We start from the raw sequence: 24,170 nt of genomic DNA on the forward strand, positions 1-24,170 counted from the left end.
CCAGTCATACGCGATGCTCAAGGCTGGTATGAGCATCCTGAGCTGCCACCCTTTGACGAAGGCGATGCCGCCAAATTCAAGGAATGGATAGACGCCCAGGAGCTGGAGGTGCAGCGCATCTGGATGGATGGCGATGCACCCGACTTGGCAGAGCGTTACCTGGAAGGTGATGGCGATCCGAGCGCATTGGTCGACTGGCAGCCCACGGCGCCAGGCCCAGGCTGGTTTCTGCTTGCCCTGTATGACGAAGAGAACGACGGCCCTGTCGCTTGGTTCGGTCGCCGCAAGCCGGCGGCGCAATGAGCGCCCGCCAAGCAGCGCCGGCCGAATCGCCGCGCGAGCTGGCCTGGTCTTCATGAATGACGGCGCCGAGCCGGCCTACAGCAAGCTCGATTGTCCTGCTTGCGGTGGTAGCGGGCACGCCGCCGATGCGGCGACCGAGAACCAATCAAAAGGCACTTTGAAACTAACTGAAAGCGAAAAATGAGCGATATGAGCGAAGTACGAAAATTCCTGCGCCTGCCATCAGTGATCGAGATCGTCGGCATCCAGCGCACTGCCATCTACGACCGCATCAAGAAGGGCACCTTTCCGGCACCGATCAGCCTGGGGCCGCGCGCGGTGGTGTGGGATTCGAGCGCGATCACTGACTGGCAGGACAAGATCATCGCTGAAGCGCACGGGCAAACGGCAAAAAAGTAATGGGGGTAGAGATGTGGGTAGGGGAAAAAGAAAAAGCCCCTTCACAGGGGCTTTTTCACAATACTGGCGGAGACGGTGGGATTCGAACCCACGATACAGGTATAAGCCGTATGCATCCTTAGCAGGGATGTGCCTTCGGCCACTCGGCCACGTCTCCTAGCTGATTACTCAACTATGTCTTTGCAGCTAACTGCGCTGCAGCGACGAACGTCATAATATCGATTGCCCCCCCTTTGGTCAAGGGCGTGGGGCAATATTTTTAGATATTTAAGCTTTTTCCAGCTCGAACGCTTTATGCAGCGCGCGAACGGCCAGTTCCATGTACTTTTCATCGATCAACACGGAGATCTTGATTTCGGAAGTGGAGATCATCATGATGTTGATGCCCTCTTCCGACAGGGTACGGAACATTTGCGATGCCACGCCAACATGGCTGCGCATGCCCACGCCGACGACGGACAGTTTCGACACTTTCGCGTCGCCCGTGATGCTGGCAGCGCCCAGCGATTCACGGTTCGCTTCCAGCACGGCCAGCGCGCGCGTATATTCGCCGCGCGAGACGGTGAAGGTGAAGTCCGTTTTACCGTCGACCGACTGATTCTGTATGATCATGTCGACTTCGATGTTCGCGTCCGCCACCGGCCCCAGGATGTGGTAGGCCACGCCTGGGCGGTCGGGCACGCCGAGCACGGTGATTTTGGCTTCATCGCGATTGAAGGCGATGCCGGAGATGACTGCTTGTTCCATGTTTGTATCTTCCTCAAACGAAATCAGGGTGCCTGAATTGGCTTCTATTTCCAGCGGCAACATCGGGTCGGTCAGCGACGACAGTACGCGCGTGGGCACGCGGTAGTTGCCGGCAAATTCCACCGAGCGCGTTTGCAGCACCTTGGAACCCAGCGAAGCCAGTTCCAGCATTTCTTCAAAGGTGATGGTCTTCAGGCGGCGCGCCTCGGAGACCACGCGCGGGTCGGTCGTGTAGACGCCATCGACGTCCGTGAAGATCAGGCATTCAGCCGCCTTCATGGCGGCGGCGATGGCCACGGCCGAGGTGTCGGAACCGCCACGGCCCAGGGTCGCGATGTTGTCGTTCTCGTCGACGCCCTGGAAACCGGTAATGATGACAATCTTGCCCGCATCGAGGTCGCGTTTGACTTTTTCGTCATCGATCGACTGGATGCGTGCCTTGGTAAAGGCGGAATCGGTCTTGATCGCGACTTGCCAGCCAGCATAGGATACGGCTTGTTTGCCGATCGCCAGCAGTGCCATCGACAATAGGCCGACGGACACTTGTTCGCCTGTCGAGGCGATCATGTCAAGTTCACGGGGATCGGGTTGATCCATGATTTCCTTGGCCAGTCCAATCAGGCGGTTGGTTTCGCCCGACATGGCCGATGGCACCACCACGATTTGATGCCCGGCGTCGTGCCACTTGGCAACGCGCCTGGCGACATTCTTGATACGGTCAGTCGAGCCCATCGACGTACCGCCATATTTGTGGACGATTAAAGCCATAAGAGTGAAGTTTCCGCTCAAGAAGAATAAAAAAGGAGGGCTTTACTCTACATGCCGCAATGCAAAATAACAAGCTAAAAAGCGCATTAGCTCATACCGATTGCGCATATGGAAATAACCAATCCATGCAGTCGGGAGCGCATGGGCAGCCACTTGCCGGCCACCCCGAGAGTGGCCGTGGCGGCTACCCTTACGCTCAGCAGGAGATCCAGCGCAGGGCCACGCGGGGACGATCCAGCAGACTCAGGCAATGGCAATCGAGGCCAATACCCGCCGCATACAGCAATTGTTGCGCCGCACAGACAAGGGGCAGGCGTTCGCGCTCCCAGGCGGGCACGTCAAACGCCTGGTAATGGTATTTCAAGCTCTTGGTGGGACGGTTCAGGGCCAGCTTCAGGCGCTCGCCGCCCTGGCGGAAATCGATCGTCAAGGTTTGAGCTTGCAACCAAGCAATATCGATGCCTTGGCCACCCGCTTCCACCGCATCGAAATGCAGCACGCCGCCATACGCGGGAAACGCCAGGCTGGCTTCGCCCTGCCACGAAAATTGCTGGCTGGCTTTTTCCAGGCCGGGAATGTTCGCGTCGCTCTTGTCGCGCATGCCCGCCAGGTCATCGAGCTTCGGCGTCAGATACAGCCGGTCGCGGTGGCGCCGCACGTGGCATTCGGGATGCGTGACCAGCAATTGCGCATCGGGCCGCGCTTCCAGCAACTGTGCCAGCATTTCCGCCAGCCACGCCGTCGATGGCATGCGCAAGCCGCGCGTGCCGAACCAGTGACGCAGCAGGTTGTAGCAGCGGTCCGCGCTCAGCTCGCGCAATTTCGCCAGCTCGATGCAATCGCCGTCCAGACAGTTTGTCAAATCCTGCGTCGCCAGTTCCGTCAGCAGGCGCTGCGCCGACTGCGCATGCTGGGCGCTGCGGGCGAAGCGTTCCTGGAAACCGGGAAAGGCCTGCGCCAGCACGGGCATCACCTGGTGCCGCAAGGCATTGCGGGCAAAACGGGGATCATCGTTTGATTCATCGTGGATGTGCGCAATCGCATGTTTCGCTACATACGCTTCGAGCTGCCTGCGCGACACGGGCAGCAAGGGGCGCGCCATCACCAGGTCCGGATTGCCCAGCAGCTCAGGCGCGCTATTGGCGCCATCCATGCCGGACAAGCCCGCCGTGCCGGAGCCACGCAGCAATTGCAGCAGCACCGTTTCAGCCTGGTCATCCTGATGGTGGGCCGTCAGCAGCAGGCGCACGCCATGCGTGGCGCACAGCTCGCCCAGGGCCGCGTAGCGGCGCTTGCGGGCCGCCTCTTCCGTGCCCGTCTTCGCATTCTTTTCCAAGGTGACCTTGCGTGCGTCAAAGGCAATGCCCATGCCGGCACACAATTGCTCGCAGTGCGCCAGCCAGGCATCCGCATTCGGGCTCAGGCCGTGGTGCACGTGAAACGCGTGCAGGGTCACGCCCTGCTCCTGCGCCCAGGCATGCGCCAGGTGCAGCAGGGCCGCGGAATCGAGGCCGCCGCTCAGGGCAATGCCGACGGGACCGCCCGCTGGCGGCACGCAGGCGTCCAGCGCGCTGGCGAAAATATCGGCGACGGTGGCGGTTTGTTGCTTTTTCATAAGACTCCAGGAATGCAAAGAGGGACAGGCGGCTAAACGGATGGGTTCGTTTAGCGGACTGTCCCTGGTGTTCTTGCTGCCGGCTCGTGCCGGCGATGGCTTACTCGCTCGGCGTCGTTTCCTTGAACTTGCCGTAGCTCAACAGTTTTTCATGGCGCGCCTGCAGCAAGTCCTTGGTTTTCATGCCATGGAACTGGCGCAAGGTGTCGGCCAGGGCGCGCTTCAGCAAGGTCGCCATCTGTTTCGGATCGCGGTGGGCGCCACCCAGCGGTTCGTTGATGATTTTGTCGATCAGGCCCATGGCTTTCAGGCGGTGGGCAGTCAGGCCCAGCGCTTCAGCCGCGTCGGAAGCGCGCTCGGCGCTCTTCCACAGGATGGAAGCGCAGCCTTCCGGCGAGATCACGGCATAGGTCGAATATTGCAGCATCAGCACGGCGTCGCCCACGGCAATGGCCAGCGCGCCGCCGGAGCCGCCTTCACCGATGATGGTGGCGATCAGCGGCACTTTCAGTTCGGCCATCACGTACAGGTTGTGGCCGATGGCTTCCGACTGGCCGCGCTCTTCCGCGTCGATGCCGGGGAAGGCGCCTGGCGTGTCGACGAAGGTGAAGATGGGCAAGTTGAACTTTTCAGCCACTTTCATCAGGCGCATGGCCTTGCGGTAGCCTTCCGGCTTCGGCATGCCGAAATTGCGCAGGGCGCGCTCTTTCGTGTCGCGCCCCTTCTGGTGGCCGATGATCATGCACGGCTGGCCGTTGAAACGGGCCAGGCCGCCGACGACGGACAAATCGTCCGCGTAGCTGCGGTCGCCATGCAATTCGTGGAAATCGGTAAAGATTTCATTCACATAATCCATGGTGTAGGGACGCTGCGGGTGGCGCGCGATCTGCGCCACTTGCCACGGCGTCAGCTTGGCGTAGATATCTTTGGTCAGCTGCTGGCTCTTCTTGGCCAGGCGGTCGATCTCTTCCGAGATGTCGACGGCCGAATCGTCTTGCACGAAGCGCAACTCTTCGATCTTGGAATCGAGTTCCGCGATCGGCTGTTCAAAATTGAGGAAAGTCGTTTTAGTCATTGTACCTCCAGGTTTTACCGGCCACGGCGCCAGGGCGCGCGGCGTTATCTATGTTTATTTTACCGTACCGGCTGCTGCGCCGGGGGCTGCATCGGGTGCGGCAGGGGCGGCTGCGGGATCGAGACTGCGCCACAAATACCAAGTGGCAACGGTGCGCCACGGTTCCCAATTGGCGGAAACTTCGCGTGCATCGCTGCGGGAAACAGGTTCGCCGGAGAAATAATTGACGCTGATACCCTGGATCAAACCGGGGTCGTCAAGCGGCAAGACATTCGGCCGTAGCAGATTAAATATCAAAAACATCTCCGCTGTCCAGCGCCCGATGCCGCGGATCTGCACCAGTTCGGCGATGACGGCTTCGTCATCCATCTGATCCCACTGGCTCGCGTGCACGCGCTTGGCCTTGAAATGGTCGGCCAGGTCGAGGATGTATTCGGTCTTGCGTTTGGACAAGCCGCAGGCGGACAGTTGCTCGGCGCCTGCCTTCAATACTTGCGAGGGCGTGCATTTCGGGCAAGCGGCCAACAGCTTTTTCCAGGCAGCATCCGCCGCTTTGGGCGTAATCTGTTGGCCCACCAGCGAACGGGCCAGGGTGGTAAACGGGTCGCTATGGCCGACCAGGTGCAGGTCGCCAAATTGCGGGATGAGCTTTTTCATGATGCGGTCGCGCTTCATCAGCTCGATCTTCGCCTCTTCCCAGTAGTGCGGCACCTGGATCACCTGCGCCAAGTCCGTCACCTTGGGCGCTTCCCCGTTTTCCCTGGACGTTGGCATCATGCGCGGCGCCAGTTGGTCGAGCCGTCAGGCTTGTCTTCGAGAATGATGCCTGCCGCTAACAGTTCGGCGCGGATCTTGTCGGACTGGGCAAAGTCGCGCGCCTTTTTCGCCGCGCTGCGCGCCGCGATGGCCGCTTCGATGCCGGCCGCCTCGTCCTCGCCACCGGCGGCAGCGCCGACGGTCGCTTGCAGGAATTGCTGCGGCGTACGCTCCAGCAAGCCGAACACGCCTGCCAGGCCTTTCAGCTGGCGCGCCAGGGCCGGCGACTTGCTCTTGTTGACTTCCGTCGCCAGGTCGAACAGGGCGGCCACGGCCAGCGGCGTGTTGAAATCGTCATCCATGGCCTCGGCCACGCGGGCGGCATGCGCCTCGCTCCAGTCGATGGCGCCCTCTTCCACCACCACGTCGGCCAGCGCCGTGTACAAGCGCGTCAGGGACAGGCGCGCATCATCGAGGTGCACATCCGAGTAATTCAGGGGGCTGCGATAGTGCGCGCGCAGGATGAAGAAGCGGATCACTTCGGCATCGAACTTTTGCAGCACTTCGCGGATGGTGAAGAAGTTACCGAGCGACTTGGACATTTTTTCATTATCCAGGCGCACGAAGCCGTTATGTATCCAGTAATTCACGCTGGTATGGCCGAACGCGCCTTCGGATTGGGCGATCTCGTTTTCGTGGTGCGGAAATTGCAAGTCCGCGCCACCGCCGTGGATGTCGAACTGTTCACCGAGCAAGGCGCACGACATGGCCGAGCACTCGATATGCCAGCCCGGGCGACCCTTGCCCCATTTCGAGTCCCATTTGACTTCTTCCGGTTCCGACTCTTTCGACGACTTCCACAGCACGAAGTCGAGCGGATCACGCTTACCCGTGTTCACATCGACACGCTCGCCCGCGCGCAGGTCGTCGAGCGACTTGCCCGACAGCTTGCCGTAGTGTGAGAAGTTGCGCACAGCGTAATTGACGTCGCCATCGGCCCCCTGGTAGGCCAGGTTCTTCGCTTCCAGCTGCTCGATCAGGCGCAGCATCTGCGGCACGTACTCGGTGGCGCGCGGCGTGTGGTCGGGCGTCAAGATGCCCAGCGCGGCCGTGTCTTCATCCATGTAGCGGGTGAAACGCGTCGTCAACTGGGAAATCGTCTCACCGTTTTCCACGGCGCGGCGGATGATCTTATCGTCGATGTCCGTAATGTTGCGCACATAGGTGACATCGAAACCGGAGGCTTTCAGCCAGCGGTAGATGACGTCGAAGGCCATCATCATGCGCGCATGGCCGATATGGCAATAATCGTAGATGGTCATGCCGCAGACGTACATGCGTACCTTGCCAGCTTCCATCGGGACGAATACCTGCTTCTCGCGAGCCAGGGTGTTGTAAATCTTTAGATTGCTCATCGTACTTTGCAAGTGGAGCGGTCGCCAGCCTGGCAAAACGACAGACAGGCGCGGACACCGGGGGTGCCGCGCCACTGAACTGCCGTGTGCGCCAAGACTGGTCGAGCCGCTATAGTGTTGTTCTTGTTTGTTAGAATTAGGGCGTTAGCGGTCAAGTATAACATTGATAAAAACCATACTGGCCCGATATGAATCAGGTTTTTACGCTGCTCAAGCAATTTTTCATTTCTTTACAATTAAAGCAAGTTTAGAGAAAAATAACGATCAAGGACACCTTCATGCAAGAAATCAAATCGAAACGCCTGTCTTTCCTGGCCCGCTTTTGTACCCTGTTTGCCGGCCTCACCCTGGGCAGCGCCGTCGTGGCAGCCGCACCTGCAACCCCTTCGGCTGCCCTCGACCCCACGCCGCACGTGGCCCTGAAAACCAGCATGGGCGAGATCGTGCTGGAACTGGACCAGGAAAAAGCCCCCCTAAGCGTGGCCAATTTCTTGCAGTACGTCAAGAGCGGTTACTACAAAGGCACCGTGTTTCATCGCGTCATCGACGGCTTCATGATACAGGGCGGCGGCTTCGACAAGAACATGAAGCAGAAAGCGACAAAAGCGCCGATCAAGAACGAGGCGCAAAACGGCTTGCAAAACGTCAGCTACAGCATCGCCATGGCGCGCACGGGCGACCCGCATTCGGCCACCTCGCAATTTTTCATCAACGTCAACGACAATGGCGCACTCGACTACCCTGGCCGCGACGGCTTCGGCTACACGGTGTTCGGCAAAGTCGTCAGCGGCATGGACATGGTCGACAAGATCAAGGCCGTGCCCGTTGCCGACAAGGGACCGCACCAGAACGTGCCGGTCACCCCCGTGGTGATCGAATCGGCGACTTTACTCAAATCAGCGCCCGCAAAACTGTAAAATAGCGTTTTTGCGGCCCTGAACCACGGGGCCGTCGAATCATTCTTCATCTAATTTATTAAGGATCATCATGACCTCCGTCATCATCACCACCAATCTGGGCAAGATCACCGCTGAACTGGACGCCGAGAAAGCGCCGAAAACGGTTGCCAATTTTCTGGCCTACATGCAAGCCGGTCACTACGACAACACGATTTTCCACCGCGTCATCGACGGCTTCATGATACAGGGCGGTGGTTTCGAGCCAGGCATGAAACAAAAACCTGCCGACACCACCGTGGAAAACGAAGCCAAGAACGGCCTGAAAAACGATACCTACACGCTGGCCATGGCCCGCACGTCGGACCCCCACTCGGCATCGGCCCAGTTCTTCATCAACATCAAGAACAACAGCTTCCTCGACTATCCAGGCCAGGACGGCTGGGGCTACGCCGTGTTCGGTAAAGTCACGGACGGCAAGGAAGTCGTCGACGCCATCCGCGCCGTAAAAACCTCGCGCACCGGCATGTTTGCCGATGTGCCAGTGACCGACGTCATCATCGAGAAGATAGAAGCCGCTTAATCAGGCTCTGGCATCATGAATAACAGGCATTGCAGCGTTTTCGCCTCTCCATGCACTTCACTTTTTGGGAGCGTTGAACGATGACAATGCCTGCCGCACTCTTTATTTCCGACCTGCATCTGCAGAGCTCGCACCCGCGCACCAGCGCGGCGTTTCTTTCTTTCCTGGAACACCATGCGCAATACGCGCAAGCGCTGTATCTATTAGGCGACCTGTTCGAATACTGGGCCGGCGACGATGACCTGGAAGACCCGTTCAATGCGCGCATGACGGCTGCCATTCGCGCCGTCAGCGATGCTGGCGTGCACGTGTACTGGATCGCCGGCAACCGCGATTTCCTCGTCGGCTCCGGCTTTGCCGCCGCCGCTGGCGCCACCCTGCTCAGCGAACCGCATGCGGCCACGATTGCCGGCCAGCGCATCGTCTTGCTGCATGGCGACGCCGAATGCACGAAAGACGTGCAATACATGGAGTTTCGCGCCATGGTGCGCCAGCCCGCCTGGCAAAAACAGTTCCTGTCCATGCCGCTGGCACAGCGCAAGGCCATCATCGACGGTTTGCGCCAAAGCAGCCGCGAGCACAATGGCGAAAAATCCATGGACATCATGGATGTCACCGCCGACGCTGTCGCGCAAGTGTTTGCCGAACACGCCAGCACCGTGATGATTCACGGCCATACGCACCGCCCTGCCCTGCATGTAGTCGACAATACCTTGCGCTATGTCCTGCCCGACTGGGAATGCGACGTGACGACGCCGGAACAGCAACGCGGCGGCTGGATCGCCATCGATGCGCGCGGCAACATCACGCGCCATGATCTCAACGGCGACATCATCGACTAGGCCTGCGCCGACCACCGCACGGGCATTTGTCCGATAGCCGCGCCCGCCTGGCCTTGCTGTAATGGCGCCATGCATACTGTTTACATCGGCACGGCCGGCTGGAGCCTTTCCAGCGCCGCCGCCAGCCACTTCCCCCTCGATGGCAGCCACCTGCAGCGCTATGCCCAGGTGCTGGACTGCGTGGAAATCAACAGCTCCTTCTACCGCCCGCACCAGAGCGCCACTTACGCGCGCTGGGCCGCCAGCGTGCCCGAACATTTCCGCTTCAGCGTGAAATTGCCGCGCAGCATCACCCACGAACGGCGTTTGCGCGACTGTGCGGCCGAACTGGATCGCTTTGCGGGAGAAGTCATGCAACTGGGGAGTAAGCTGGGCTGCGTGCTGGTGCAGCTGCCGCCCAGCCTGCATTTCGAGGCGGACGTGGCCGCCGCATTTTTCCATGCGCTGCGCCAGCGCTTCGACGGCATGCTCGCTTGCGAAGCGCGCCACCCCAGCTGGTTCGAGGCAGGCGCGACCGAGCTGTTAACGATGCAGCGCATCACGCGCGTGCGGGCCGATCCGCCCGCGGGACAGCCGGGGCCGCACGTGCCGACCACGAGCGTGGCCTACCTGCGCCTGCACGGCAGCCCGAAAATATACCATTCGGACTATCCGGCCAGCTATCTGGCGACGCTGGCCGCCGAATTGCACGCATCGGTGCAGGCGGACAGCTGGTGCATCTTCGACAATACGGCGGCCGGGGCCGCCCTGTTCAATGCGCTGGACTTGCAAGCACAGATCAGCGCCTAGGGCAACGGCGTCTGCAGCACCGCCTGGGTCGTGAAGCCGTACAAGGTACCGTTGCCGAAGGCGAGGATACTGATGTCCGGATGGCCCCATGCCAATGCTGGCGTGGAAATGACGCCAGCCGTATCGATCTTGCGCACCCAGCCTTGGCCGCTCAGGTACAGATTGTCGCTCGCATCGAAGGCCAGGCTGGACGCCCCCGAAAACGGCAAGCCGCCTACGCCTGGCGGACCATCGCCGCCGCTGCCCTTGTTGAGGGTACCGGCAAAAACGCTGGCCCTGCCTGTGCGATCGGCCCTGAAGACGACTTGATACACACTATCGTCAAAATACAGATTGCCCTTGCTGTCAAAAACCAGGCTGCCCGGGTCCATGTGTTCCCAATTGTAAGCAGTCTCGCCCAGCGAGAGCATCATGGCTTCAAATGACAGGAACGCCGAGAACGTTCCGCCGGGAGGGCGGCGGAAGATGCCGTCGGGGCCCCAGCCCAGCCAGGCCATATAGCCCTCCTTGTCGATCGCCAGCCGATACTGCAAAGGCTTGCCGGTACCGGCAGGCAAAGCTTCCTGTGTCGACACCTGTCCATCCTTGCTGATCTTGCGCAGGTTAAACGCGGCGCCAGCCGCTGCCTTGTCGGCAAAATATACGGCGCCATCCTGGTCGCAAGCGATCGCGACAGGACCAAACATGGTCGCACTTGCGCGCGGCCCGTCATTGCTGCCGGCGATACCAGCGATGCCCGCGTAGACGCTGAAGACACCGTCCGGGGTGACACGGCGCAACACCTTGTTTGGCATATCAAGCAAATAGACGTTGCCGGCAGGATCGCTGCACATGCCCGAGCTCCCCACGTATCCCACACGGGCCGCCCCGCCGACAGCTCCGACCACCCGCCTATTGCCCGGCATGAAAGGCATGGCGGACAACACCTTTGCCGTGTCAAACCTGTTCAAACGGTGCTTGCTGACATCGTGGACTATCATGCTGCCTGAAGGCTCCAGCAAGAGCGAACCGAGGTTTGTCCAGCCGGCCGAAGCCCCAGCCGCATCGCTCACCGTCCCGCCCACCAGGGTCGTCACGCTGCCATCCGGAGTAACCCGGCGAATAGAGGCGGAATCGGCCAGCAGCACATTACCGTCACGGTCAGTGACCATGCCTCGGATGTTACTAAAACTGGCGGCGGCGCCTTTGCCGTCCGCGCTCACGCGCTTGTTGCTTCCCGCGACCACGACGGCCACTCCCTGCTGCCAACGAAATATCCGGCTGCCAGCCCCTTCACTGAAGTAAATCGTGCCGCTGGCATCGACGGCAATTTGCGATGGGGATATCCGGTACCCCTTGCCATCAACCAGCTTTTCGGAGCTGACGAGGCCAGCGGGCGTCACCCTGCGAATCATTTGCTGCACCGCATTCGCAAGCAGGATATCGCCATTGCTATCCATGGCCATGCCCGTCGTCCAGGCGAACTGCGCCTGAGCCCCTTGCCCATCGGCGGCCACTGTCTCAGGAGTTGACCAATCGCAGGCTGCGCCGCGCTGTCCCGCCACCGTGCTGACCACGCCAGCTGGCGTAATCTTGCGCAAGAGGGTATTGCAATTCTCGAAGAGATACAGATTCTCTGCACGGTCGATGGCCAGGATCGACACACCGCTACTCATGTGGAAAGTGGCTGCCGCAGCGGCGCCATCGTCGGCGCCTGGCTTGCCGGAGATGCCCGCGTACACGCTCAAGGCGCCGGCAGGCGTGACCTTATGGATGACTTGTCGCACAGCATCGGCGATGTAATAGTTGCCGGCCGCATCTTGCACCATGCCAGACACATTCTGGATTTTCTCCTGCACGCCGGCAAGCACAACAGGCAGGCAACGCACGGCCAGCGTGTTGACGTCGGAATTACCCACCGTCGCCGCGCCCTTGGCGATGCTGCAACCGAGGCCCTCGGATGTGCTTTCGATCTTGCCATCATAGCTGGCGCCCGGCGCCAGCTTGCCCGCAAAGTGAAAGGCGCCGTTGGCCGTGACGGTGACTTTGTCGCTACCGTTCACCAGCACCACCTGAGCGCCGGACACCAACCCGCTTACCGTGCCGCCTAGCAGGTAGCTAGGCGCCTCGGCCACCGGCACGACTGGTGCGACCGGCGCACCCGCATCGCTGGAACCACCGGAACCGCCGCCGCAGGCGCTCAATCCGATTAACAAGGTAAGGCCGCAGGCCACGCGCCCGAACAGATTCTGTTTCTCCATGCACTTTATTCTCATCGTTGCTTTCATTGCTGTTGAGGAAGATTTCCGCCGAATAGTTTCCAATAGGCATTATTCGAGAGCCAGCATATTACCCGTTTAACAATGTTGAAAATACACAGATTGTATTGACATCCAATTTTTTACTGTTATAGTTAACTACAACACCAACTCAATACATCACGGAGCTTCGATGCCTACAGCATTTTTCACGCGCCGCACCGCCCCGCCCTTGTCGGAGCGCATCCCATGAGCGCGGAATGGAACGACAATAGCCCCATCTACCGCCAGCTCAAGGCCAGGGTGGTGGGCATGATGCTCGATGGCGTGCTGCAGTCCGGCGACGCCTTGCCTTCGGTGCGCCAGGTGGCGGCCGATTATCAATTGAATCCCATCACGGTCTCGCGCGCCTATCAGGAACTGGTCGACGATGCCCTGGTGGAAAAACGCAGAGGACTCGGTATGTATGTCTTGGAAGGCGCCCGCGACAAATTGCTGGCCAGTGAACGCGAGCGCTTCCTGCGCGAAGAATGGCCAGCCTTGCTGGAACACATCACCCGCCTGGGCCTGGACCTCGACCAACTACTGCAAGCGAGCCGCGACGGCGGCGCACACGGAGAGAACGCATGAATGCATTGAACAAGGACAGCGTCATCAGCGCACGTGGCCTGCGCAAGCAGTATGGCAAGCAGGCGGCCATCGACGGCATCAGCTTTGATATCGCGCCGGGGCGCATCGTTGGCCTGATCGGACCTAACGGTTCCGGCAAGACCACCACGCTGAAAGCCATCCTGGGCTTGACAGGCTTCGAGGGCGACTTGTCGGTGCTGGGCCGCGATCCCCGCGTGCAGCGCGACGCGCTGATGGAAGACGTGTGCTTCATCGCCGACGTGGCCATCCTGCCGGGCTGGCTGCGCGTGGCCGACGCCATCGATTTCGTTGCCGGCGTGCATCCACGTTTCGACCGCAGCAAGGCCGAACGCTACCTGGCCCATACCAAACTGTCACCGAAGATGAAGGTCAAGGCCATGTCGAAAGGCATGGTGGTGCAGCTGCACCTGGCACTGGTGATGGCGATTGACGCCAAACTGCTGGTGCTCGACGAGCCGACCCTGGGCCTGGACATCCTGTACCGCAAGCAGTTCTACCAGAACCTGCTGGAAGACTATTTCGATGAAAACAAGACCATCGTCATCACCACGCACCAGATCGAGGAAGTGGAACACATCCTCAGCGACCTGATGTTCATACGCGACGGCAAGATCGTGCTGGCCTCGAGCATGGAAGAGGTGGGCGAGCGCTACATCGAGGTGATGGTGGGCCCGCAGCACGTCAATCCGGCGCGCGCCCTGCAGCCGATCAGCGAACGCAGCGTGTTCGGCAAGTCGGTGATGCTGTTCGACGGCGTCGCCCGCACCCAGCTGGCCGCCCTCGGCGAAGTACGCACGCCCAGCCTGGCTGACCTGTTTGTCGCGACCATGAAAGGATCGTACCAATGAGTATTTCGCCTGCAAACAAGCTGCAATGGCTGCTCCGGCGCGAATTGTGGGAACACAAGGGCATGCTGGTGTGGACGCCGGCCCTGATCGGCGTCGTCATGACGGTGCTGGGCGCCCTGATGGCGGCCGCGACCGTCGCAAGGACCAAAATGCACACGGCGCTCATCGTCAATGGCGAGGAAATTTCCTGGAGCACCGTCTTCAATACCCGCACCTTCGGTCCGCGCCGCACGGAAATCATCGACGCCGTCGCCAACAACTATACGTACGCGGCTGCGCCACTATTCCTGGCACTGGGCTTCCTGGTATTTTTCTATTGCCTGAGCGCCTTGCATGACGACCGCCGCGACCGCAGCGTGCTGTTCTGGAAATCGCTGCCCATCTCGGATGCGCAGACGGTGCTGTCGAAAGCGGCCATCGCCCTGCTGGTCGCGCCGCTGATCGTGGCCGCCGCCGCCAGCCTGACTTCGCTGGCCCTGATCCTGATCCTGAGCGGCGTGCTGGCGGTCAACGGCATCCACGTGTTTGCCGAACTGCTTGGCTCTCCCGGCCTGTACCTGGGACCGCTGCGCGTATTCGGCTTGCTGCCCGTGTACTGCCTGTGGGCCTTGCCGACGGTTGGCTGGTTGCTGATGGTCTCGAGCTGGGCCAAGTCGAAAGTCTTCCTGTGGGCCGTCGGCCTGCCGCTGCTGTTGCTCATCCTGACAGTCTGGGCCGGCAAGCTGACGCAGACGGAAAGCGATGTCAGCTGGATACAGATGAATGTCATCGGACGCGCCCTGCTGGGCACCCTCCCCGGCAGCTGGTATCTGTTTGAACCGGAACTTCTGCCGCGCATGCACGCCCTGGCAGAGGGGGGATCGCACATGGCACGCATCGATGTGTTCAGCAATTCCTGGTCCAGCCTGGCCCTGCCAGCCGTCTGGCTGGGTGCGGCGGCAGGCGCGGCGCTGATTTACGCCGCCATCCGCCTGCGCCGCTGGCGCGAGGAAGGCTGACAAGCGCCCTATCGCATCCCCGAAAAAACGCCCCGCCCGTCGGGGCGTTTCCCATTTCCGCACCCCCCAGGCACCTGAAATAATAGCTACTTTCCTGATAGTTATTATCAACGCATCTCCGCATCAAATAAAGGCTATTCAATCGATAGTATTAAATAAATGTGAAAATTATAAATAATTATTTCTATCGCATTGTATTAGCAATCACATTTTATAATCAGCGAACAAAAAAACAACAACTAGCAATCCGATAGCGGGATGGCTTTTGGGATAAAGGGCGCGGAAATACTGGCGCATGGCAGAAAACTCAGTAGAAATATCCCATTTCGTGACAATTCGTGACTATCCCTTTGCGCAAAGCTTGACAGAATAGTGTCATGGGAAGTGATAAAAATGAAATTTAAAGTTTCAAAATTGAAACACTCATCATAGTGAGCGCAGGTGCGGACCTCATAAAAATACGCTGTCCTGCCAGCGAATATCACCAGGTAAGCCAGTTGCAGGCGAAACAAAATGCAAGAAATAATCACCCTGCGAAACAAGTGCAAAATCAGCATTTTTAATGCTGCTGAATTAGCGCTCTTTTACGCCAGCGATTTTTTTCCATTTATGTTTTACTTGTCACTATCAACATCGGCAACACCAAAGTTCGACCACGGCCCAAGCCACGCCGGAGTAAGTAAGGAAACGAACTTAATTATTAATTTTTTAATATTTTAAAAAATTGAACGAGTATATAACCTCTTCCGGAGACTTTCAAATGGCCACCACCCAAAATCCAGCACAAGTTCCCGTCAATGCCGATGGCGCTGGCGCCAAGATCGCCACGCCGGCAAAAAAAGCCGTCGACCCGAAAACCGGCGACCGCAAGCAATATGACGAAGATGAACTGATAAAAGGAGCCGATGCCAGCCAGACCATGCCGCCTGAAAATGTCGTCGAAGTCACGGGGAGCGCCGATAGCGGCAATGCCGGCGCCCTGGGCGCGGCGGCGGCGGTGGCTGCAGCCGCCTTGGCCGCGGGTGGCGGTGGCGCGGCTGCAGGCCAGGCCGGCACCGGCGGGGCCGACCTCGGCACGCCGCAAAGCGATAACAATGGTGGCGCCGCTGGCGCGGCCGGCACTGGCGCAGGTACCGCCGGCATCCCCAGCGGCAGTGTCGTGGACGTTGCCGGCGCGTCGGCTGGCGCGGGTGGCGGCGCCGGCGCTGCGGGCGGCCTGGGCGGCCTGGGCGTGCTGGGCGCGCTCGGCGGCCTTGGCCTGGTTGCCGCCGCCGCTGGCGGCGGAGGCGGTGCCGCGGCCGGCGGGTCCGGCACGGGTGGCACGGGAACCGGCGGCACGGGAGGCGCGGGGACGGGAGGAACGGGCACCGGCGGCACCGGTGGTACAGGCACGGGCGGTACTGGCGGTACGGGTGGCACAGGTACGGGAGGCTCGACCGGCGGCCAGGGTGGCACGGGGAATCAATCCACCACCATCACGGTGACTGACGCGGCCGTGCTGGCCGCCGCGGCCGCCGTCGCCGCCGCCGCCAATGCCCTGGCCGATGACGCCAGCGCCGCCGCCGCAGCGGCCACGGCAGCAGCTTCGCTGGCAGCGGCAAATGCCGCCATCCTCGCCGACCAACTGGCGGCACAGGCCGCCGCTGCCGCGGCGGCCGCCTTGCTCGCCGCCAATAGCGCCAGCAGCGACGATGTTCTGGCGGCCAGCACGGCCGCCGCCGTGCCCGGCGCGCAGGCAGCCGCTACCGCCGCCACAAATGACGACAGCGCGGCAGCCGCCGCCGCTGCCGCCGCTACCACATCGCAGGCCGCCACCACGTCGGCACAAAATGCTGATGCGGCTGCCGCCACGGCCGCGGCCAACGCCGCCGCCGCGCACGCCGCAGCCGATGCGGCGCAAACGCAAGCGGACCAGAGCAACGCCCCGGCATTGCAAGTCATCGCCGATGCAGCCGATGTAGTCGCCGCTGCAGCCAACACCCAGGCAGCGCTGACCGATGCAGCGGTGCTGGGTGTCATCTCGGCCAACGATGCCGCCGCTGCCGCCGCTGCCACGGCGCTGGCCAATGCCACGGACGCCGCCGCGCTGGACCTGGCGGCGTCCGCCGCCGCCAATGCAGCCGTCACGGCAGGCATACAGGCCAGCCTGACGGATGCCGCCGCCCTGGCGCTCATCTCCGATGCCGATGCCGCCAGCGCCGCCGCTGCTGCCAGCGTGGCCGCCGCCACCGATGCTGCCGCTCTCGCCGCCGCCTCGAATGCCGCCGCCACCACGGCAGCGAATGCCGCGACAGCCGCCAATGCCAGCGACGCAGCGGCACTGGGCATCGCCGCCACCGCCGCCACGAACGCCGCAGCAGCAGCCAGCACGCAAGCGGGTCTGACAGACGCCGTGACGCTGTCCATGGCAGCGGACGCCGCTGCCGGCGTCGCCGCCTGGGATGCCTCGATCGCCAACGCCACCGATGCTGTCGCCCTGCAGGCCGCCGCCGACGCCGCCGCCACGAACGCGGCAAACGCGCAGACACAGGCCAACATGACGGATGCGCCCACCCTGGGGCTGATCGCCGATGCCGCTACCCTGGTATCGGATGCGGCGCAGGTGCAGGCCGGCCTGACCGACGCCGCCGCGCTGGCCTTGATTTCCGATGCCGATGCCGCCGCGGCGGCTGCCGCCGCATTGGCCGCCAGTACCGATGCCGTCGCGCTCGACGCCACCGCCGCCGTTGCCGCCAGCGTGGCGGCGAATGCCGTCGTCACAGCCAGTCTGAGCGACACGGCGGCCCTGCAAATCACGGCCAATGCGGCCGCCAGCACGTCCGCCAGCGCCGCCACGCAAGCGGGGCTGACCGATGCCGCCGCGCTGCAATTGATTTCCGATGCCGATGCCGCCGCCGCGCTGGCGGCGCAAACGACGGCCAACCAGACGGACGCGGCGGCCCTGGCTGCCGCCGACGCAGCCGCCGCCAGCGATGCCGCCAATGCGCAGACAGTTGCCGACCAGACCGATGTTGTCGCCCTGCAGCAAGCCGCCGACCAGGCCGATGCCGATGCGGCCGCCGCCAATGCACAAGCTACCCTGCTGGACGTCAATATTGCCCTGAATGCTTTCAATCTGGCCAACCTCGCCGCATTGACTGCCAACGTCACGGCCGGCCAGACCAGCGTCATCGACCTGACGGCCACCGTCAATGCCTTGCAGCTCGATGCCGATAATGCCGATATCACTGCCGGCCTGACGGATGCCCTCGCTCTTGCCGTCACCTCTACCGCCGATGCCGTGCTGGCGGCCGGCTTGCAAGTCACCGCCAACCTGACCAACGCCGGGGCGCTCATCACCGCTGCGGCCACCGCCGTCTCGGCGGCGGAAGCGGCTGCCCTGCTGGGCGGGATCGATATCTCGGCCGTCAGCGCAGCTGCCGCGGCACAGGCCGCCGCCGCGACTGCCGCCACCGCGGCCGCCCTGACCGATGCGGGTGCGCTGGCCCTGGTTTCCACTGCCGATGCAGCAGCTGAACTTGCCGCCCAGACTGCTGTCACCAACTTGAGCGTCGCCAATACGCTGGCGCAAAATGCCCTGACCACGGCGCAATTTGTTGCCAACCAGACCGATGCCGTGGCCCTGGGCCTGGTCTCGTCGGCCGCCAATGCGGCCTCCGCCGCGGCCGTCACGACCGCTGGCCAGACCGATGCCATTTCGCTGAGCCTCATCTCCACCGCCGATGGCCTGGCTGCCGCGTCGGCCGCCAACCTGGCGGCGCTGACGGATGCGACGGCGCTGGCACTCATTTCCACGGCCGACGCGACCGCCGCCAACGCCTTGCAGGCAACGGCCAACCTGACGGATGCCGCCGCACTGGGCTTGATCGCCACGGCCGCTGCCGCAGCCGCCAATACGGCGACGAATGTTGCCAACCTGACCGATGCGGTGGCCCTGGGCACCGTCTCGACAGCCGCCACCACGGCCGCCAACACGGCTGCCGCCAGCGCTGCATTGACGGACGCCACGGCATCGGGCCTGGTCGCCACGGCCAATGCAGCGCTGGCCGCCACGGCGCAAACGACGGCCAATCTCACCGACGCCGTGGCACTGGGCCTCGTTTCAACGGCTGCCAACACGGCCGCCAGCGTTGCCGCCACCACCGCCAGCCTGACCGATGCCGTGGCCCTGGGCACCGTTTCGACGGCCGCCACGGCCGCCGCCAACACGGCTGCCGCCACCGCCGCCCTGACCGACGCTGTCGCCCTGGGCTTGACGGCCACCGTCGACGCGGCTGCCGCCACCGCCGCGCAAACGACGGCCAACCTGACGGACGCCGTCGCCCTGAGCCTGGTGGCGACCGTGAATGCCACCGCCGCCACGGCCGCCGCCACCGTCGCTGGCCTCACCGATGCCGTCCTGCTGGGTACTGCCCACACGCTCGACGTCACGGCCGCCACCGTGGCGGCCACCAAGGCGGCGCTGACGGATGCCGCCGCCCTGACCACCATCGCCAACAACGATGCCGCGAATGCCACCGCCCTGGCCGCCTATTCGGCCGAGCATCCATTCGACCTGGTGGCAGCGCTGGCAGCCACAGTCGCCGCCACCACGGCGGGCTTGTCGAACACCGCGGCGCTGGCGGCGCAAGCCGATGATGCGGCGGCCGCCTCGACAGCCGCGACGGCGGCAGCGTCCCTGACAGCCCTGAACAATGCGCTCGCGGCCGACAATGCCGCCACCGCCGCCGCCACCCTGGCCCTGACTTCCCAGGCGGCAGCCACGGCGGCGCAGCTGGACGACACCCTCGCGGCCACCGCCGCCGGCGTAGCTGCCACCTCGCTGGCAGCGGCCCAGGCGGCGCAGGCGGCCGATACCGCCGCCGCCGCGACGGCAGCGACGGCCGCCAATGCCCTGGCCGCCCTGAATGCCGCCCTGCAAGCGGACGCGAATGCGGCCGCCACGGCCGCCGCCGCCGTGACGGCAAGTGCAGCCACCGCCGCCGCCGTCGCCGACGATCTGGCAGCAGCGACGGCCACTACCCTGGCCGCCACCTCGCTGGCCGCTGCGCAGGTAGCACAAACGGCCGACAACGCCGCCGCCAGCGCCGCCACCATCGCCGCCAACGCGCTGGCCTCCCTGAATGCGGCACTGGCCGACGATGCAGCGGCCGCTGCGGCTGTGCTGAACTCCAGCAACGCCACGGCCGCCGCCGTTGCCGCTACCGCCGCCGACACGGCTGCCGCCGCCGCCGCCGCCGTGGCCGCCATCTCGGCCGCCGCCACGCAGCACGCGCAAGCCGACGATATTGCCGCCGCCGCGGCCGCCCTCACGGCGTCCATCTCGCTGGCAGCCACGCAGGCCGCGCAGGCAGCCGATCTCGCCGTCGGCACGACTGCGGCAGCGGCAGCGAACGCGCTGGCCACGCTGAACCAGGCCCTGGCCGACGACAGCCTCGCCGCCGCAGCAGCCACTGCGGCGACCAACGCCCAGGCAGCCCTGAATGCGGCCACAAGCACACTCAACGCGGCGATATTGACGGCCAGCGCCTCGCTCGCCGCCACCAATGCCGCCTTGGGCGTCGACGCCACGGCGGCCAGCACGGCGGTCGCTGCGGCAGCCGCACAAGTCATTGCCGATGCCGCGTTGGCGGCCGATGTCGCCCTTGCGGCCCTTGCCACGTCGGCCAACAACGCACTGAACGCCGCCAGCGCAGCGCTGGCCGCCGACAATGCCGCCGCCAATGCCGCGCATACGGCCGCCCTCTCGGCGGCGGCCACCCTGGCGGCGCAACTGGCCGACACAGCGGCTCTCAATGCCCATGCCGCACTCAACGCGGCCATCGCCAACCTGAGCGCCGCCGTAACGGCCGATGTCAACGCCACGGATGCCGACAATGACAGGACGCTGAAACTGAACCTCCTCCTCACCGCGCAGGGTGCGGCCGATGATGCGGCCCAGGCCAATGCCAATGCGGCAGCTGCCCATGCGGCACTGGCAGCGGCCCAGGCCGACGATACGGCGGCCGCCACCGCTGCCGCCAATGCGACTGCGGCGCATGCGGCGGCCGTCGCGGCGCAAAATGCGGATGCCGCCGCGGCAGCGGCAGCGGCGCAAGCGGCAATCTCGCTGGCCGCCACGCTCAATGCCCAGGCGGACGATGCCACCGCGGCAGCCGCCGCCACGGCCGCCGCGAATGCGCAACTGGCGCTGGATGCGGCCCTGGCAGCCGACGCCAACGTCGCCGCCACCGCTGCCACGGCAGCGGCCGCCCAGCTGGCGGCGCAAAATGCGCATGACGCCGATGTTGCCGCCGCGGCAGCGGCCGTCGCGGCTGCCATTACCCTGGCAGCCACGCAGGCGGCGCAGGCCGATGATGCGGCGGCCGCGCTGGCAGCGGCCAACGCGGCCAACGCCCAGGCAGCGCACAACGCCGCCGTCGCCGACGACCAGGCCGCAGCGGACGCGGCGGCCGCCGCCTCCCTCGCGCAAGCGGCTGCCACGGCCGCGGCAGCAGCCGATGCCGCCGCCATCGCCAGCGCAGCGGCAGCGGCATCCGCGCTGCTCGCCGCACAGGCAGCACAGGCCGACGATACGGCCGCCAATCAGGCAGCGGCGAATGCCGCTGCCGCCACCGCCGCGCATACGGCGGCCATCGCCGCCGATGCGCTCGCCGTCAGCGCGGCGGCAACAGCGGCCAGCGCACTGGCAGCGGCCACCGCTGCACAAAACGACGATGACGCCGCCGCGGCAGCTGCCGCTCAGGCAGCCATCTCGCTGGCACTCACGCAGGCGGCACAGGCCGACGATGCGGCGGCTGCCGCTGCCACCCTTAACGCCAACAACGCGGCAGCAGCCGCGCTGGCCGCCCATGCCGCCGATGCGGCGGCCCCGCTGGCGCAGGCACAGGCAGCGGCATCCCTGCTGGCCCTGCAAGCGGCGCAAGCCGACGATGCCGCCGCCGCCAGCGCGGCAGCAGTAGCGGCGCAGGCGCACGCCAATGCCAACGCGGCCTATGCGGATGACGCGGCGGCAGCCCAGGCCAATGCCGACGCGCAGGCAGCCGACATCGCCCTGGCGCAGGCAAATGCCCTCGCCGCGCAGACCGACGCCAACGCCCTGGCGGTGATATCGAATGCGGATGCCGCCCACGCCGCCGCGGTGCAAGCCATCGCCGACCAGACCGATGCCGTGGCACTCACCCAGGCTGCCGATGCGGCAGCGGCAGCGGCGCTGGCGGCGGCGCAAACGGCCAACCTGACGGACGCCAGCGCCCTGCACCTGGCCGCCGATGCGGCAGCGGCCGCCGCCCTGCAAGCACAGGCGCAGGCAGACCTGACGGACGCGGGCTCGCTGACGGTGGCGGCGAATGCCGATGCCGCAGCGGCGGCAGCGGCCCAGGCCCTGGCCGACCTGACGGATGCGAGCCAGCTGTTCGTGCTGAGCCAGAATGCCCTGCACAACCCGCTGACGGTGGCCGACTTCAGCACCGGCCTGCCGGCCGCTGGCGGCGACGTGATCGACATGTCGGCCATCGCCGACCTGACGGCGTCGGTGGCGGTGGGCGTCAACGTGGGCACGGACTTTGGCAACGACAACCTGTTCATCTTCGACGGCACGTCCGTGTCGATCGGCGCTGCGGCCAGCGCCATCGCGGCCGACAACAGCGTCTTGTCAGGACAGGGCTACATCGTCATCGCCGATGCGCAAAACAGCGGCGCCGTGACGGTGTATCACTCGACTGACCTGAGCAACGCCAACGCCATCGACACGGCGCTGGTGCTGCTGAGCGGGGTAAACATCACGCAACTGACGGCCGCAAACTTCGTCGTCTGACGCCGTGCACCCACGCCAGGCGCCGCGCCTGGCACGGCAGCGGGAGCGTGCAGCAGCGCGCTCCCGCCCCTACCTTGAAATGCGTCAGGCCTTGGGCCAGAAAAGCACGGGATGAGATTACGCGGTTTCCCAGCATTGTTTTTACTGCCACGTGGCGCAGCCTTGCTGGCGGCCATGGCCATGGCATCCATCAGCTCCTTCGCCCATGCCCAGGGCGCCACGGCCTGGAGTTTCGACCAGGTCTTGCAGCAGGCGCTGCAAAGCCATCCCGCCGTGCAGGGCAAACGCTCGGCGCAAGCGGCCGCGCGCGCCGACCTCGATGGCGCGCAGTGGCAGCGCTTTCCCAGCCTGTCGGCCGAAGTCCCAACAGGTTCGCAGGAGACGGGCGGCGTGGTGCGCATCGAGCAGCCGCTGTGGAGCGGCGGGCGCATCGACGCCGGCATCGATGCCGCCGGCAGCCGGGTCGACGCGGCCGGCGCCGCCATCGAAGAAGAACGCCTGACTCTCTCCCTGCGCGTGATCGCCGCCTACACCGAGGCGCTGCGCCAGACGGCGCGCGTGCGCTCGGCCGAAGCAGGCCTGGCCGAACACCAGCGCCTGCTCGACATGATCAAGCGCCGCGTGGTGCAGTCGGTCAGTTCGCAGACGGACCAGCGCCTGGCCGAATCGCGCACTTACCAGGCTGCCAACGACGTGTCGAATGCGCGCCAGGCGCTGGAGAACGCGCTGGCGCAGCTGTCGCAACTGGCCGGCAAGCCGGTGCGCCTGGTCAGCGCCACGGGCATCGGCGTGGGCGAACCGCTGCCCGACGCCAGCCTGGAACGGGTCATGCGCCAGGCCATAGCCTACTCCCCCACCCTGCACCGCCTGGAGTTCGAGGCGCAGGCAGCCGATTCCGAGATCACCCTGCAGCGCTCGGCCTACATGCCGAAAGTCGTGCTGCGCATGGAAAAGCCCACGGGCGGCATGAATGCCGATAACCGCACGCGCGCCATGCTGGTGCTGCAGGCGCAGCCGGGCGCCGGCTTGTCTGCCAAGGCTGGCGTGGACGCCGCCGTGGCCCGGCGCGAAGGCGCGCGCGCCGCGCACGACGTGGCCGAACGCGAGGTGCGCGAACGTTTCACGCTGGACTGGAACGAGGCCGAAGCGAGCCGCCAGCGCCTGGGCAACGCGGGCGAGGCCAGCACCACTTCAACGCAGGTGTTCGAATCGTATGCGCGCCAGTACGTGATCGGGCGCAAGAGCTGGAACGACGTGCTCAATGCCGTGCGCGAAGCGACCCAGGCGCAGTTTTCACTGGAAGACACGCGCGCGCAGGCGATCGCCGCCAGCCTGCGCTTGGCAGCGCAAACGGGCACCCTGGCCGGACGCACGGCGCCAGCAGGCATGGCGCGCGCGCACTGACACCGACATGATGCACACAGGAGACAGC

At 64.1% G+C, this 24,170-nt stretch carries 17 protein-coding genes, 1 tRNA gene and 1 pseudogene; 12 read left to right on the top strand and 7 right to left on the bottom strand.

Annotation, left to right across the window (positions count from 1 at the left end; translation table 11 throughout):
- The 3 genes and pseudogenes from ACQ4WP_RS18970 to ACQ4WP_RS18980 all read left to right on the top strand — a co-directional run.
- Positions 1-303 (top strand): annotated as a pseudogene (locus ACQ4WP_RS18970) (hypothetical protein); the annotation flags it as partial.
- Positions 304-355: 52 nt separating this feature from the next.
- Positions 356-487 carry a hypothetical protein gene (locus tag ACQ4WP_RS18975; protein ID WP_436523327.1) on the top strand — a complete coding sequence of 44 codons (132 nt, stop codon included), beginning with the start codon at positions 356-358 and terminating at the stop codon, positions 485-487.
- On the top strand, positions 484-702 hold the full coding sequence (locus tag ACQ4WP_RS18980; protein ID WP_436523329.1) for a helix-turn-helix transcriptional regulator: 219 nt from the start codon (positions 484-486) through the stop codon (positions 700-702). The genes ACQ4WP_RS18975 and ACQ4WP_RS18980 overlap by 4 nt, the downstream gene beginning before the upstream one ends.
- 64 nt (positions 703-766) lie before the next feature.
- On the opposite strand, the gene ACQ4WP_RS18985 is transcribed toward ACQ4WP_RS18980, so the two are convergent.
- The 6 genes from ACQ4WP_RS18985 to cysS form a co-directional block, all read right to left on the bottom strand.
- A tRNA-Ser gene (locus ACQ4WP_RS18985) sits at positions 767-859 on the bottom strand.
- Between the two features lie 110 nt (positions 860-969).
- On the bottom strand, positions 970-2,217 hold the full coding sequence (locus ACQ4WP_RS18990; RefSeq protein ID WP_426072226.1) for an aspartate kinase: 1,248 nt from the start codon (positions 2,215-2,217) through the stop codon (positions 970-972).
- 196 nt (positions 2,218-2,413) lie between these two features.
- Entirely contained in the window at positions 2,414-3,832 is a 1,419-nt protein-coding gene (gene tilS, locus ACQ4WP_RS18995) for a tRNA lysidine(34) synthetase TilS (protein ID WP_436523331.1), read from the bottom strand.
- 100 nt (positions 3,833-3,932) lie between these two features.
- The gene (locus ACQ4WP_RS19000; RefSeq protein WP_436523333.1) at positions 3,933-4,907 is read right to left on the bottom strand and encodes an acetyl-CoA carboxylase carboxyltransferase subunit alpha; all 975 of its coding nucleotides are present in this window, start codon (positions 4,905-4,907) and stop codon (positions 3,933-3,935) included.
- 54 nt (positions 4,908-4,961) lie between these two features.
- Entirely contained in the window at positions 4,962-5,681 is a 720-nt protein-coding gene (locus tag ACQ4WP_RS19005; protein ID WP_289953354.1) for a DNA-3-methyladenine glycosylase family protein, read from the bottom strand.
- The gene (gene cysS / locus ACQ4WP_RS19010; protein ID WP_436523335.1) at positions 5,681-7,078 is read right to left on the bottom strand and encodes a cysteine--tRNA ligase; all 1,398 of its coding nucleotides are present in this window, start codon (positions 7,076-7,078) and stop codon (positions 5,681-5,683) included. The genes ACQ4WP_RS19005 and cysS overlap by 1 nt, the downstream gene beginning before the upstream one ends.
- Before the next feature lie 278 nt (positions 7,079-7,356).
- Between cysS and ACQ4WP_RS19015 the strand changes: the two genes are divergently transcribed.
- The 4 genes from ACQ4WP_RS19015 (at position 7,357) to ACQ4WP_RS19030 (ending at position 10,188) form a co-directional block, all read left to right on the top strand.
- On the top strand, positions 7,357-7,995 hold the full coding sequence (locus ACQ4WP_RS19015; RefSeq protein WP_436523337.1) for a peptidylprolyl isomerase: 639 nt from the start codon (positions 7,357-7,359) through the stop codon (positions 7,993-7,995).
- A gap of 70 nt (positions 7,996-8,065) precedes the next feature.
- On the top strand, positions 8,066-8,557 hold the full coding sequence (locus ACQ4WP_RS19020) for a peptidylprolyl isomerase (protein ID WP_436523339.1): 492 nt from the start codon (positions 8,066-8,068) through the stop codon (positions 8,555-8,557).
- 86 nt (positions 8,558-8,643) lie between these two features.
- The gene (locus ACQ4WP_RS19025) at positions 8,644-9,399 is read left to right on the top strand and encodes a UDP-2,3-diacylglucosamine diphosphatase (RefSeq protein WP_436523341.1); all 756 of its coding nucleotides are present in this window, start codon (positions 8,644-8,646) and stop codon (positions 9,397-9,399) included.
- Between the two features lie 69 nt (positions 9,400-9,468).
- Entirely contained in the window at positions 9,469-10,188 is a 720-nt protein-coding gene (locus tag ACQ4WP_RS19030) for a DUF72 domain-containing protein (protein WP_436523343.1), read from the top strand.
- Here ACQ4WP_RS19030 and ACQ4WP_RS19035 read toward each other — a convergent pair.
- Entirely contained in the window at positions 10,185-12,428 is a 2,244-nt protein-coding gene (locus ACQ4WP_RS19035) for an NHL repeat-containing protein (RefSeq protein ID WP_436523345.1), read from the bottom strand. The two genes, ACQ4WP_RS19030 and ACQ4WP_RS19035, sit on opposite strands and share 4 nt — an antisense overlap.
- 246 nt (positions 12,429-12,674) lie before the next feature.
- On the opposite strand from ACQ4WP_RS19035, the gene ACQ4WP_RS19040 reads away from it, so the two are divergent.
- The 5 genes from ACQ4WP_RS19040 to ACQ4WP_RS19060 all read left to right on the top strand — a co-directional run bounded on the left by ACQ4WP_RS19040 (position 12,675) and on the right by ACQ4WP_RS19060 (position 24,142).
- The gene (locus tag ACQ4WP_RS19040) at positions 12,675-13,055 is read left to right on the top strand and encodes a GntR family transcriptional regulator (protein WP_077402228.1); all 381 of its coding nucleotides are present in this window, start codon (positions 12,675-12,677) and stop codon (positions 13,053-13,055) included.
- Positions 13,052-13,924 (top strand): ABC transporter ATP-binding protein, encoded by an 873-nt coding sequence (locus ACQ4WP_RS19045; protein ID WP_436523347.1) that lies wholly within the window; start codon positions 13,052-13,054, stop codon positions 13,922-13,924. The genes ACQ4WP_RS19040 and ACQ4WP_RS19045 overlap by 4 nt, the downstream gene beginning before the upstream one ends.
- Positions 13,921-14,922, top strand: coding sequence for a hypothetical protein (locus tag ACQ4WP_RS19050; protein ID WP_436523349.1), 1,002 nt, complete (start codon positions 13,921-13,923; stop codon positions 14,920-14,922). The genes ACQ4WP_RS19045 and ACQ4WP_RS19050 overlap by 4 nt, the downstream gene beginning before the upstream one ends.
- 760 nt (positions 14,923-15,682) lie before the next feature.
- Positions 15,683-22,738: a hypothetical protein gene (locus ACQ4WP_RS19055; protein WP_436523351.1), complete on the top strand. Its 7,056-nt coding sequence runs from the start codon at positions 15,683-15,685 to the stop codon at positions 22,736-22,738.
- Positions 22,739-22,918: 180 nt separating this feature from the next.
- Positions 22,919-24,142 carry a TolC family protein gene (locus tag ACQ4WP_RS19060; RefSeq protein WP_436523353.1) on the top strand — a complete coding sequence of 408 codons (1,224 nt, stop codon included), beginning with the start codon at positions 22,919-22,921 and terminating at the stop codon, positions 24,140-24,142.
- Positions 24,143-24,170: the final 28 nt, after the last annotated feature.

This window comes from Janthinobacterium lyxosi, assembly GCF_051380665.1.
In the GTDB taxonomy this organism is placed as follows: domain Bacteria; phylum Pseudomonadota; class Gammaproteobacteria; order Burkholderiales; family Burkholderiaceae_D; genus Janthinobacterium.